The organism is Psychrobacter sp. 219-2-C (assembly GCF_049560815.1).
Lineage (GTDB): Bacteria > Pseudomonadota > Gammaproteobacteria > Pseudomonadales > Moraxellaceae > Psychrobacter > Psychrobacter faecalis.
Genome location: NZ_CP186933.1, coordinates 935,876 through 948,450, shown reverse-complemented (window position 1 = coordinate 948,450; position 12,575 = coordinate 935,876). Strand labels below are relative to the sequence as shown.

At 43.6% G+C, this 12,575-nt stretch carries 10 protein-coding genes; 7 read left to right on the top strand and 3 right to left on the bottom strand.

Annotated elements, in window-relative coordinates; all coding sequences use genetic code 11:
• Positions 1–364: 364 nt before the first annotated feature.
• The 5 genes from ACPEGP_RS03795 to ACPEGP_RS03775 all read left to right on the top strand — a co-directional run bounded on the left by ACPEGP_RS03795 (position 365) and on the right by ACPEGP_RS03775 (position 7,020).
• On the top strand, positions 365–2,275 hold the full coding sequence (locus ACPEGP_RS03795) for an AmpG family muropeptide MFS transporter (protein WP_423813989.1): 1,911 nt from the start codon (positions 365–367) through the stop codon (positions 2,273–2,275).
• Positions 2,276–2,340: 65 nt separating this feature from the next.
• Positions 2,341–3,249 carry a peptide chain release factor N(5)-glutamine methyltransferase gene (gene prmC, locus ACPEGP_RS03790; RefSeq protein ID WP_423813988.1) on the top strand — a complete coding sequence of 303 codons (909 nt, stop codon included), beginning with the start codon at positions 2,341–2,343 and terminating at the stop codon, positions 3,247–3,249.
• A gap of 102 nt (positions 3,250–3,351) precedes the next feature.
• The gene (locus tag ACPEGP_RS03785; RefSeq protein WP_144296910.1) at positions 3,352–4,146 is read left to right on the top strand and encodes a HesA/MoeB/ThiF family protein; all 795 of its coding nucleotides are present in this window, start codon (positions 3,352–3,354) and stop codon (positions 4,144–4,146) included.
• Between the two features lie 70 nt (positions 4,147–4,216).
• Positions 4,217–5,572, top strand: coding sequence for an ABC1 kinase family protein (locus tag ACPEGP_RS03780; RefSeq protein WP_068408695.1), 1,356 nt, complete (start codon positions 4,217–4,219; stop codon positions 5,570–5,572).
• 119 nt (positions 5,573–5,691) lie between these two features.
• Positions 5,692–7,020, top strand: a complete 1,329-nt coding sequence (locus tag ACPEGP_RS03775; RefSeq protein ID WP_068408765.1) for a YbfB/YjiJ family MFS transporter — start codon at positions 5,692–5,694, stop codon at positions 7,018–7,020.
• Here the strand turns inward: ACPEGP_RS03775 and ACPEGP_RS03770 are convergent.
• Complete coding sequence (locus tag ACPEGP_RS03770) at positions 7,017–7,505, bottom strand: Lrp/AsnC family transcriptional regulator (RefSeq protein ID WP_068408697.1); 489 nt, start codon at positions 7,503–7,505, stop codon at positions 7,017–7,019. The two genes, ACPEGP_RS03775 and ACPEGP_RS03770, sit on opposite strands and share 4 nt — an antisense overlap.
• A 227-nt stretch (positions 7,506–7,732) precedes the next feature.
• Here ACPEGP_RS03770 and leuA point away from each other — a divergent pair, with 227 nt between their 5' ends.
• Together leuA and ACPEGP_RS03760 are read left to right on the top strand one after the other, a co-directional pair.
• Positions 7,733–9,517, top strand: coding sequence for a 2-isopropylmalate synthase (gene leuA, locus ACPEGP_RS03765; protein WP_423813987.1), 1,785 nt, complete (start codon positions 7,733–7,735; stop codon positions 9,515–9,517).
• A 286-nt stretch (positions 9,518–9,803) separates the two neighbouring features.
• Positions 9,804–10,415, top strand: a complete 612-nt coding sequence (locus tag ACPEGP_RS03760) for a hypothetical protein (RefSeq protein ID WP_423813986.1) — start codon at positions 9,804–9,806, stop codon at positions 10,413–10,415.
• A gap of 124 nt (positions 10,416–10,539) precedes the next feature.
• Here ACPEGP_RS03760 and accC read toward each other — a convergent pair whose 3' ends face one another.
• Positions 10,540–11,907, bottom strand: a complete 1,368-nt coding sequence (gene accC, locus ACPEGP_RS03755; protein WP_144296916.1) for an acetyl-CoA carboxylase biotin carboxylase subunit — start codon at positions 11,905–11,907, stop codon at positions 10,540–10,542.
• Positions 11,908–12,065: 158 nt separating this feature from the next.
• Positions 12,066–12,494 (bottom strand): acetyl-CoA carboxylase biotin carboxyl carrier protein, encoded by a 429-nt coding sequence (accB, locus tag ACPEGP_RS03750; protein WP_144296917.1) that lies wholly within the window; start codon positions 12,492–12,494, stop codon positions 12,066–12,068.
• Positions 12,495–12,575 lie beyond the last annotated feature (81 nt).

Sequence of the window (12,575 nt, the reverse complement as noted above, 5' to 3'; positions counted from 1 at the left end):
TAAATGGCTATGAATTTATACTAATTTGGAATATATAGTAATTTATTTTTCTTAAATTAACAATAGGTGCTTGGAGCAATAGACGATGAAAGAAAAGCTGTCTTAATATTTAGGTGAGCTATTGATACACGACGTTACCATAAAGAAATAAAATATATTGCCAAATGCTATGGTTATTAAGTTAATGCAAAAACATCTAGTCAAGGTTAGCGTTCTCAAGTACCATAATTCAATTTTGTGCTAACGATGGTTTTTATACAACGCTGAGCAATTTTTATCGATCCTTTTTATCTGTATTACTGAGAAATGATTGATAAAAATTGTGCGCAGTTGTGTTTTTTATCTCAATTTTTGGTGAGTGATTATGTCTGCTGTCCAACCTGTAACGCCTGAACAACCGATTGCCAAAAAATCATGGGCTGAAGCCGCCAAGGCTTATCTAGATTCGCGCGTTATTATCATGCTGTTTTTAGGGTTTTCGGCCGGTATTCCTATTTTGCTTATTTTTTCCAGTCTGTCGTTATGGTTAAGAGAAGCAGGCATTGACCGCGGTGTCGTCACCATGTTCAGTTGGGCAGCATTGGGATACTCATTTAAGTTTATTTGGGCGCCATTAATCGACGCGCTGCCAGTGCCTTTTTTGACCAAATGGTTGGGTCGCCGCCGTAGCTGGATGGTGGTATCGCAGCTGCTGATTGTATTGGCCATTTTTTTGATGGCGACGGTCAATCCTATTAGTGAAGACGTTTTGGTTTATATGGCGGGTGCGGCGGTTTTGCTGGGCTTTTCTTCTGCTACCCAAGATATCGTTATTGATGCTTACCGCATTGAGCTGGCACCGCCATCGATGCAGTCTATTTTGTCCTCTATTTATGTGTCAGGTTACCGCATTGGTATGATTGTCGCTGGGGCAGGTGCGCTGTATTTAGCAGATTATTTTGGTTCGACGGAAAGCTTTTATAGTTATGAAGCGTGGCGTAATACCTATTATATTATGGCCGGAGTGATGACTTTAGGCATATTGACCACCTTTGCCAGTTATGAGCCAACCGCCGAGATTCTGCAAAATAATAAACAAAAAAACAACCTCAAAGTTTTCTTGATTTACTCAGCGTTACTATTAATACCAGCGTTGTTGTTTAGCGCCATATATCTTGTCAATATTCTGATTAATAAAGTTTTTGATAGTAGCATTGTGCTGATACCGCTGATAGCCATGCCGAGCATTAAGTTCTACTTTTTAGCATTGGTTGCTTGTGCGCCATTGCTGCTGCTTTATTTTATGATTAATCAACCTAAAATTATTAATAAAGCGCCATTAGTGGCTGAAACCCGCGAAGACTATGTCAGATTGGTTTTATTGTTTGTCTTTGCCGTCGTCGCATTTATCGCCGCCTATGTTTTGATAGGACAAGGATTGCCAGAGTTTGAAGGCGTGTTTGTCAGCTTTATCAGTGAGACACTGCATTTGCTAACAAGCTTAGCCGTAGCGCTGGCAGCGGGTTATGCCTTGGTTAAAGTTGGTTTAGTGAAAAAAGAAATTGCGATGGCGACCTGGATTGAGCCTATCTTAGATTTCTTTAGACGCTATGGTAAAAAGGCATTATTGTTATTGGCCTTGATTGGTTTATATCGCATCTCAGACATCGTGGCAGGGGTAATATCAAACGTCTTTTATCAAGACATGGGCTTTAGTAAAACCGATATTGCCAATGCGGTAAAACTGGTTGGCGTGATTATGGCCATTGCTGGTGGTTTTTTAGGTGGTCTGTTGGCGCAGCGTTTTCGTATCATGCATGCGATGATGATTGGCGCTATTCTCGCTTGTGCGACCAATTTGTTATTTGTGGTGCTGACTTACAATCCTGGCAGCTTGCCTATTATGTATATGGCGGTGATTTTTGATAATTTAGCCGCAGGTCTTGCTAGCGCGGTATTTATTGCTTTCTTATCGGCATTGACCTCTATACGTTTTACCGCGGTACAATACGCTATTTTTTCTTCATTGATGACTTTGATACCTAAAGTCATGGGTGGCTATTCGGGCTCTATCGTTGATAGTATGGGCTATCCGTTCTTCTTTATTTTTACCTTTGCGATTGGTATTCCAATTTTAGCGCTGATTTACTTTGTTGATAAATATATCGTTATTGGTGATAACGACGATATTTATGGCGATAGCGATGGTGAAGGCGGCAGCGGTATTGGCGATAAGTTAACCAAAGCCAATCCAAACCTAACGGATACCAAAGAGCCGCCCCGCGCTTCAGAGTAGTTAATGCATGACATATAGCCAGTTCAATAGGCTTATTTAGTAAACAGTAATTTTACGAGTTATCTATGACAGCAGCTACCATTGGGCAAATAAAACAAAAAATTCAGCAGTGGCTAAACGACAGTGAAAATAGTCATTTGCCCTCGTTTTGGCTCACGGATTGGCTGTTGTTTGTCATTGAGCAGCCAAGCTCTTTTTTAATCACGGATGAAAACTATCAACTGACCGATAGCGAGCTTACGCAATTTTATGCGGGTGTGACTAAGATGCAGCAGGGCACGCCCTTGGCGTATTTAACGGGACAGCAAGAATTTTGGTCGCTGAATTTTACAGTCAATGAGCATACATTGATACCGAGACCCGATACTGAGGTACTGATTGAACAAGTTTTAGCTTGGATAAACTCTCAACCAAACCGCAACGATGACGATAATAAACCAAAGCGCCTCTTAGATTTGGGCACTGGCTCAGGCTGTATAGCGATTAGCCTCGCGCATGAGTTAAATAAGCGTCAGCCAAACAATAAGGCTGAGAGATGGCAAGTGGTTGCCGTTGATTTATCGCTAGAGGCGTTAAAAGTGGCTAGTCATAATGCAGTGGTAAATGAGGTTGCTGCTGATATTAAGTTTATCCAAAGCAGTTGGTATGAGGCGCTGTCTGCTCAGGATGAGCCATTATTTGATGTGATTGTATCCAACCCGCCGTATATCGATGAAGAAGATGAGCATTTAGCAAGACTGGTCGCCGAGCCGATTAGCGCCTTAAGCGCCCCCAATCATGGACTTGCCGATATAGCGCTTATTGTTAAGCAGGCACCGCAATATTTGAATGCAGCTGGGCTTTTAGCAATTGAGCATGGTTTTGATCAAGGTGCGAAAGTTAGTCAGCTATTTTTGGACAATCGCTTTGAGTCTGTTCATACTGTGCAGGACTTTGGCGGTAATGACAGGGTGACTTTAGGTCAGCTGTTATAATTGGTTTTTAAGAGTAAGTTTTTAAAGGTGAGTCTTTAAGAATAGGTTTTCAATAATAGATATTTTGCTTATAACTTGTGGTAAAAAATAGTGGTAGAAAGTATGACGCACTCCAAAGAAACAGGACAGCTAACAGATGCAGAACTGCTGCGTTATGCGCGGCAGATTTTGCTTGATGGCTGGGATATCGATGCGCAGCTACGTTTGAAAGCCTCGCGAGTCGTGATGATTGGGGCGGGCGGTCTCGGTTGTCCTGCTTCTGAGATGTTAGTGCGGGCAGGGCTTGGGCAAGTGCAGCTGATTGATGATGATGTGATTGAAGCCAGTAATCTACAACGGCAAACGCTATTTTTACCTGAAGATATCGGCAAACCTAAGGCGCTCACGGCAGCTCATATGCTGACCAAAATTAACCCTTTGGTTAGGGCGCGTGGGACAGTGGCCAGATTGAGTGAAGACAATGCTTATGAGCTGCTTGAGATGGCATCTGGTAAGCCTGACTTACTTTTAGACTGCACGGATAATTTTGCCACTCGCGATATCATCAACCGCATTAGTGTGCGTTACCAGATTCCGTTATTATCCGCCTCAGCGATAGCCATGCAAGGACAATTGGCACTATATGAGCCGCACTTAAATACCGGCTGCTATCATTGCGTCTTTGGTTCGGTAACAGACGATGCAGCGGCGGATGAACGTACTTGTGCCAATTCAGGGGTACTCGCCACCACGCCCGCTATTATGGGTAACTTGCAAGCCAATGCAGCGCTACAATATCTAGGATTAACCAAAAATCCACTGACAAATAAGCTGTTAATATGGGATGGTAGCCAGATGCAGCAACGACTGATGGGCTATCGCAAAGATGTGCATTGTCCGATTTGTGCCAAACATTAGCAAATTGCTCAAGCTTTTTAACTCTTCCTATCCTCATAACCTCCTTTTTATTACCATAGTTGTTTTTTTTATGAAAATTCATCGTCCGCATTTATTAAAGCATACCTTTAATGTCGTTAATCGTGTGCGCCAAACCGCAAGCGTTGCTGGTTTGTCTGCACTGAGAGTTGCAAAGGGTGAAAAACCTGATGCGATGCTGTTAAAAGAAACCTTTGAGCAATTGGGCACGACTTATATAAAAATCGGGCAGTTTATTGCCAGTACGCCGTCATTATTTCCACGTGAATATGTAGAGGCGTTTCAAAGCTGTTTAGATCAAACGACGCCCTTATCCTATGCCTATATTGAACAGGTATTAAAAGAAGAGCTGGCCGCCGCTGGCCTGTCGCTTGAAGAGATTTTTGCTTATATTGACGAAAAACCACTCGCTTCAGCGTCTATTGCCCAAGTGCATGCCGCGCGTTTACATAATGGCGATGAAGTAGTGCTAAAGGTACAAAAACCAGGCGTTGAAACGATTATGCAAACCGATTTGGGCGTCTTGCACGCTATGACCAAGTTGGTTGAGCTACTAATGCCTTCGATGCGCTTTGCCAGTATTGCGCCAATCATCGATGAGATTCGTCTGCGGATGCTTGCCGAAACCGATTTTATTGCTGAGGCGCAAAATATCCGTGATTTTCAGCAGTTTTTAGCGATATCAGGAAATACACGCGTCGTTGCGCCAACTGTCTATGAGGAGCTGACCACCAAGCGCGTGCTGACTATGAGCCGCTTATACGGCGTTTCTATGGTAGATGAAGCCGCCATGCGTCAGTATTGTAATGATCCGGCGCAAGTGATGGCAGATACCCTTAATACTTGGTTTGCCAGTTTGATGCTGTGTAATAGTTTCCATGCAGATTTGCACGCGGGTAACTTGATGCTATTAACCGATGGGCGTATTGGTTTCTTAGACTTCGGTATCGTTGGTAAATTAAAAGCGGAAAGCTGGCGCGCCTGTATGGGTATGATGCAAGCAATGCAAGACAGTGATTATCAAGCAATGGCGCGCCATATGGTTGATATGGAAATGACTCATGGCGGCAATCAGGTTGACGTCGCGGCATTGGGCAATGATTTGCAGCGTATGATGAAAACCATCATGGCAGAAGACAAAGCCTTTACCAGCGGTGTGCCTTTTAATAGTAAAGAGCAAGCTGATGAGCTCAATAAAATGATGCTAGAGATTGTTGAGGTCGGCAAGCGTCATGGTATTCATTTCCCACGTGACTTTGCCTTATTGACCAAGCAAATGCTCTATTTTGATCGCTTTATGCGCACGCTTGCCCCTGACATGGATATGTTTAGCGATCAGCGCGTGCAAATGCTAGGGCAGACAAAAGCAGCTGAACAAGCAAGCAATCCAATTCGCAATATTTCTTAGTAGTAAGCACGTGATAGCAGTAAGTGTTGTATTGAGACGTTTTTCTATTTTTAATTGGTTAGGTATGGCTTTTTTTAACACAAAGGATTGTGGGCGTTTTGCCACAAAATGGCTCTGTCATGATGACTGCTCTTAAAAGCCGTGCTGCTACTATTATTACCCATCAAACGGCGATTGCTTGTATAGGGTTGTATTGTCTGGCAGTAGTGATGGGGTTTGGGCGCTTTTTATTTACCGCCACCTTACCTGATATCATGACGCAATTATCGTTATCGACGGTCATTGCAGGTTGGCTGGCTTCGGTCAATTATAGTGGTTATTTTATTGGGGCGCTGATTGCGATGTTTGTGCCCCAGCGTTTGACATGGCAAATGCTCATAACATGGACAGCCGTCAGCATCGTGACCACCATGCTATTGGTGGTGCCAAATCTGTCATTAAATAGCTGGTATGTTATTCGGTTACTATCGGGTATCGCCAGCGGTGTGGCCATGATTTTAAGCTCATCGCTGGTTATTCAAAACTTTAGCAATGAGCGCCGCTCAGTGCTCTCAGCTTTGCACTATGCGGGGATTGGCGTCGGTATCAGTGCCTCTGCCGTCTTGACATGGTGGCTATTAACGCTCGGTTATCATTTTGATATTATTTGGCTGGTAGCAGGAGTTATCAGTCTGCCGTTATTATGGCTACTTTATGCTATCAGACCACAAAGCTTGATTTCGTCCGCTTCACACTCATCTCAATCCACGTCCTCTAATTTACAATCCTTTCAGCAAAAGGCTCTCAAATCGAAGCCTGCCGAATTAAACCATAACAATCAAAACCTATCTGTACCGCAAGCTTATCGTAATTTTAAACGTTCGTTATATGAAGCGGCCGCTGGTCATAGCAAGGCGATTGCATTACTGTCGGCAAGTTATGTGCTGGCGGGGTTTGGTTATATTACGTCGGCGACTTTTTTGCCAGTCATGGCAACGCAGCGCCTGACAGCACAAAGCTATGCAGGGCTACTGATTTGGTTAGTGGTTGGTATCTTTGCCATGCTATCGAACCCTATTTGGGGCGCGCTTGCCAAGCGTATTGGCGAAAGCAGAACCTTGATGGGGTTGACGTTATTACAAGCGTTTGGCATGTGTTTACCGCTATGGTTTGATGGCGCTATTGGCTTGTACGGTAATGCGGTGATTTTAGGATTAACCTTTGTCGGTATGGTGTCAATGACGCTAAATTTAATTAAAAATATCAATCCCGCTTACTCAAATTTGCTGATTGGACTGGCAACTTTGGCCTATGCCATAGGGCAGTTCATAGGGCCGCTGGTCACGGTAGCGCTGGCAGGGAAACAGGATAATTTTAACGCGGGTTTATTGGTCGCAGCGAGCGGTTTATTAGTGGGATTGGTTTTAGTCTTCTTTTTTCAGCGTCAAGCTCAAAAGCAGTCAAACTAGACCACGCTACGGCTAAAGACTTCTCGTAGCTCAAAACTGGTATGCACTTGAGCGACGCCTTCGATGCGATTGAGCCTATGTAATAAAAATTCTTCATAATGTGCCATATCACGCACCCGTACTTTGATTAGATAATCTTCGGTGCGACCGGTGACAATACTACAGCTCACCACTTCATCGAAACTTTGAATTTTCTCTTCAAAATGCTCAAAGCGATCTGCAGTATGGCGATCCATGCTAATCGCAATAAAAACGGCTAAAGGATAGCCAAGTTTTTGCGCATCGGTCTGGGTATGGTAGCCGGTGATAATACCTGCTTCTTCCAAGCGTTTGATACGGCGCGCGCAAGGGGTCGCCGATAAATTCACCTGCTCGGCAAGCTCGGTAATACTCATACGTGCTTGGGTTTGTAGTAAGCGTAATAACTGTTTGTCGGTAGCATCAATATCTATAGGTAAAACATTGTTCGTATGATTATTTAACATCGGATATCACCTATCTAGTGGAATAATCCAATTATAGGTGAGACAGTGGTCTATTTCACTAAAATTTTATAAATAGTAGCTAAATAAAGCTGATTTCTAGCACAGAAACTTTGTTATTATAATGGCATAAACTTTTATTATCTCGTATGATAAAGAGTGCTTGGTCATTAGTTGCCCAGTTAAAACTATACTTCAACTCAGCTCTTTATGTTATCTAAGGATTGATTATGCCTAATCAAGCAACACGCAATGCAGACCGCGCGCCTGCAAAAGTCACCCCAAAAAATGCCGCTTTTGATTTCCGTAAATATCGTCCATTTGCGTTTGCTCCTGTGCTAGCAGATCGTACATGGCCGAGCAAGACGATTGAGAAATCACCAATTTGGGCAAGCGTGGACCTGCGTGATGGCAATCAGGCGCTGATTGATCCGATGACCATTGAACAAAAAATGCGCTTTTTTAAAACCTTGGTCGATGTGGGTTTTAAAGAGATTGAAATTGGTTTTCCGTCGGCGGCGCAAGTAGAGTTTGATTTTGCTCGCAAGTTGATTGAAGAAAATCATGTCCCTCACGATGTGACCTTGCAAGTATTGGTGCAGGCGCGTGAGCATTTGATTGCCCGTACTTTTGAGTCATTAAAAGGCGCGAAGCGTGCCATCGTTCACGTCTATAACTCAACCAGTCGTGTACAACGCGAAAAAGTATACGCTAAAGATAAAGCAGAAATTAAAGAAATAGCCATTGCTGGCGCTAATTTATTGGTTGAATATGCGGCCAAGTACCCTGAAACAGAATGGGTATTTCAGTATTCGCCTGAAAGCTTTAGCCAAACGGAAACTGAATATGCGGTAGAAGTCTGTGACGCGGTGTGTGAGGTTTGGCAGCCTGAAAACGGCCAAGAAGTGATTTTAAACTTGCCAGCGACGGTTGAAGCATCAACGCCAAACGTATTTGCCGACCAAGTTGAGTATTTTTGTCGTCATATTGCCAAGCGTGAGCATGTCACGGTAAGCTTACATACGCATAACGACCGTGGCTGTGCGGTAGCTGCTGCCGAGCTTGGCGTGCTTGCTGGTGCCGATCGTATCGAGGGCACCTTGCTTGGCAATGGCGAGCGTACCGGTAATATGGATATCATGGTGATGGCGATGAACTTGTTTAGCCAAGGTATCGACCCCGAGCTTGATTTTAGTAATATGAGTGAGATTGTACAAGTGGTAAGCGAGTGTAATAACTTGCCCTTACATCCGCGTCATCCATACGTTGGCGAGCTTGTGTTTACCGCCTTTAGTGGCTCACATCAGGATGCTATTAAAAAATCTCTTGATTACAATGAAAAACACCAAGATGAAACCGATAACGTTTGGGACGTTGCTTATCTGCCAATTGATCCGGCGCATATCGGGCGCAGCTATCAAGATGTGGTCCGTATCAATAGCCAATCTGGTAAAGGCGGCGTTGCTTATATCTTACAGCGCAATTATGGCTTTAATTTACCGCGCTGGATGCAAATTGACTTTAGCGGCGTGGTCCAAAAACAAGCGGAAAGCGCTGCTCGTGAATTGCAAAACGATGAAATCTTACAAGCTTTTGAAGAGACATATTTGCAACAAGGCAGCTTCGAGCTTTTAGATTATAGTGTCAATAACAAGGGCGGCGAGGTCTACTTTAACGGTCAAGTACAGATGAATGGCGACACCATTACTATTGACGGAACCGGTAATGGTCCATTGTCATCGTTTATTGATGGGCTTGCGCAGCACACGGGTAAATCTATCCATGTTATCAACTACGCTGAACACGCGATTAATCCGCAGCACAACAGCGGTAATGGTATCGATGATGATACCAACAATGACAATAAAACCAACGCCAATGCCGCAGCTTACATTCAGCTAAATGTCGACGGTGATGTTTACTCAGGCATCGGCACTTGTAGTAGCACGGTATCAGCGATGCTGAAAGGGGCGTTATCTGCTTTTGCTCAAGTGGCTAGCCCAGTTGCTGCTTAATATCGCCTTTAGCCGATAATAAAATAGTTCGATTTACGATGTTAGTTTATAACGCCATGGCTTTTGCAAATTAGCCATGGCGTTATTTTTGTGTATATACACTTAATATTTGGTAGGTGAGTTTTAAAAAAATATTGGGCATGAATTTATTGATGAAGGTTTACGTTGAGGTCAGGGTTGGTCAAAGTCGTACGACTAATAGCATAATGTTACTTGTGTTTTTGGTGTCTAAGACTTACGCTAATGTACGTCTTATTTATTATTATAATATTAAAAAAGGTTAATTATGGAACCTATATCTTTTGCTTCATTTTCATTGGCCTCTATTTTAGCGTCACTGCCAGTGAACGGTGAAGCGGTTAGCAAACCTACCGTTACCACCCATATCAGTCCCGCTATTGCCGGACAGTGGGAGATAGATTTAGACAGTGGTATTACGATGACCAAAGAAGTGCAAGCTAAGCAAGCGGCGTCAAAGATGGAGCTGGGCAAAATTGATGAACCAAAAGTAGGCACTGGCGCTGAGGGCGGCGTGTTGACCCAAAATGAAAAGCGTATCGTCAAGGTGCAGCCAACTAGTAGTAAAAACCTGTTAACCGCTAAGTCTACTCAATGTCGAGAGATTTATAATTTTGCGGCCGATAATGAGATGTGGGCAGTTAGTGGTAAAGAGTGGACCTACGGGCGCTACTTAGTCACCCATCGTGATGAAGGCTTACCTATTATTGCGCTAAAAACGGTTTATGATAATAACGAAGTCGATTGCTCGGGTAATCAGGTAGATCAAACTGGCGAGGCATTAATAGCGTTTTTGAACCATGAAGGCAATAAAATGCAGTGGTGCGCCGATCCTGAGGGTACAGAATGCTTTATGAATTTCACCAGAATATTACCTTAGCATTCTTTTAGCGTTATTTATAAAATTTAAGCAGCACTTTATAAAATTTAGACATATAAAAAAACCGCTATCTTTTAGGTAGCGGTTTTTTTAATTTCTGCTTAAACAAAAAGACTAAGATTAACTAAGAAGCAGAATCAGCTTTATCTTTATTAGATGTTAATAATTCTCTTTCTAGGTAGTGAATGTTTTGCGCTTCATTAACAAATTTATCATCCGCTAAAATAACATCACGATGCAAGGATATATTGGTTTTGATACCTTCAATCACCAATTCATCAAGCGCATGCAGGGTTTTAGATATCGCTTGCTGACGTGTTTGACCGTGACAGATCAGCTTGCCAATCAAGGAATCATAATAGCTTGGAATCTCATAACTTGGGTAGAGGTGCGAGTCAAAACGCACGCCCGCGCCACTTGGGGCAAACAACTGATTGACCGTACCTGGGCAAGGCATAAAGGTCGCTGGATCTTCGGCATTGATACGGCATTCTATGGCGTGGCCTTGAATTTCAATCTCGCTCTGGCGATACGATAAACCATAACCAGCCGCGATTTTAAGCTGTTCAACGACGACGTCAATACCGGTAATCATCTCAGTGACTGGATGTTCAACCTGCACGCGGGTATTCATCTCAATAAAAAAGTATTCATTATTTTCAAATAAAAACTCAAAGGTACCGGCGCCGCGATATTTCACCAGTTCACAAGCTTTAACACAAGCATCTAAAATAGGCTGACGCACATCGTCAGGGATATCTGGAGCAGGTGCTTCTTCTAAGACTTTTTGGTGACGACGTTGTAATGAGCAGTCGCGGTCATACAGATGAATGGCATTGCCATTACCGTCGCCCAGTACCTGTACTTCTACGTGGCGCGGATTTTGGAGATAGCGCTCCATGTAGACGGTATCGTCACCAAACCACAGCTCAGCCTCTTGCTTGGCAGCTTGTACTTGGCCAATAAGCTCATCAAAACGCTCAACAACGCGCATACCGCGGCCACCGCCACCAGAAGCAGCTTTAATCAAAAGCGGAAAGCCGATATTGCGCGCTTGCTCTTCAGCGTTATGCAAAGTGACGGCACCCACTGAACCAGGAACTGTTGGTACGCCTGCTTTTTTCATGGCATTAATGGCTGATACTTTATTGCCCATTAAGCGAATGTGGTCAGCATTGGGGCCGACAAAGGTCAAACCAGCTTCTTCAACGCGTTCAGCAAACTCAGCATTTTCTGCCAAAAAACCATAACCAGGGTGAATGGCATCAGCGCCAGTGATTTCAGCGGCGGTCAAAATGGTGCTAATATCGAGATAGCTTTGGTTGGCATTGGGTTTGCCAATACAGATTGCTTCATCAACAAAGCGTAGGTGCATTAAATTGGCATCCGCCGTTGAATAGACGCCGACGGTTTCTATGCCAAGCGCCTTGCAAGCTCGAACGATACGTAGGGCAATCTCACCTCTATTGGCGATGAGCAGTTTTTTTATCATGGGGTCATCCTTGTCGAAGCGGCAGTCATTGATAGCCTCGCTATTTTGGACATCGTAACAGCAAACGGCGCTAAATCAAATTTAGACAAATTGAGCGCTGATGTCGATGAATAATAACGAGGTCTCAATCATTACAAAGTAAAGGTTGGTAGATAGTGTTACGCTTTATAGCGTATGACTGGCTGACCAAACTGTACCACTTCAGAATTATCCACTAAGATTTCATCAATGACGCCGCTTTGAGTCGCTTCAAGAGGATTCATGATTTTCATGGCTTCGATGATACCAAGCGTATCGCCTGCTTGCACTTTTTGACCGACCTTTACAAATGGCGGGTCATTAGGACTTGGGGCTGAATAATAAACACCCACCATCGGCGAGGTTTCAACGCTGCCAGCTTTGACAGCGGCTTTTGCGGCGGCAGCGACAGGTGCAGCACCTGCGGCAGGCGCAGCCATCATCGTCGGTGCTGGCGCATCATAGTGACGAGTTAGACTGATGTGTTCGTCATCTGAGCTGATTTCTAAATTAACCAGTTCACTTTCTTCCATGAGTGCGATCAGGGTGCGTATTTTTTCAATATCCATAATTTTAATTTTGCCTTGTACTAATTTCTAGAAAAAATAGTGTAACTAAATATTGTATTGGTAATTGCTAATGATACCTAT

What these genes read in the sequence shown, in the direction of transcription:
- accC (WP_144296916.1), bottom strand. Translation starts at nt 11,907, where the DNA reads ATGATAAAAAAACTGCTCATCGCCAATAGAGGTGAGATTGCCCTACGT.
- ACPEGP_RS03780 (WP_068408695.1), top strand. Translation starts at nt 4,217, where the DNA reads ATGAAAATTCATCGTCCGCATTTATTAAAGCATACCTTTAATGTCGTT.
- accB (WP_144296917.1), bottom strand. Translation starts at nt 12,494, where the DNA reads ATGGATATTGAAAAAATACGCACCCTGATCGCACTCATGGAAGAAAGT.
- leuA (WP_423813987.1), top strand. Translation starts at nt 7,733, where the DNA reads ATGCCTAATCAAGCAACACGCAATGCAGACCGCGCGCCTGCAAAAGTC.
- ACPEGP_RS03785 (WP_144296910.1), top strand. Translation starts at nt 3,352, where the DNA reads ATGACGCACTCCAAAGAAACAGGACAGCTAACAGATGCAGAACTGCTG.
- ACPEGP_RS03770 (WP_068408697.1), bottom strand. Translation starts at nt 7,505, where the DNA reads ATGTTAAATAATCATACGAACAATGTTTTACCTATAGATATTGATGCT.
- prmC (WP_423813988.1), top strand. Translation starts at nt 2,341, where the DNA reads ATGACAGCAGCTACCATTGGGCAAATAAAACAAAAAATTCAGCAGTGG.
- ACPEGP_RS03795 (WP_423813989.1), top strand. Translation starts at nt 365, where the DNA reads ATGTCTGCTGTCCAACCTGTAACGCCTGAACAACCGATTGCCAAAAAA.
- ACPEGP_RS03760 (WP_423813986.1), top strand. Translation starts at nt 9,804, where the DNA reads ATGGAACCTATATCTTTTGCTTCATTTTCATTGGCCTCTATTTTAGCG.
- ACPEGP_RS03775 (WP_068408765.1), top strand. Translation starts at nt 5,692, where the DNA reads ATGATGACTGCTCTTAAAAGCCGTGCTGCTACTATTATTACCCATCAA.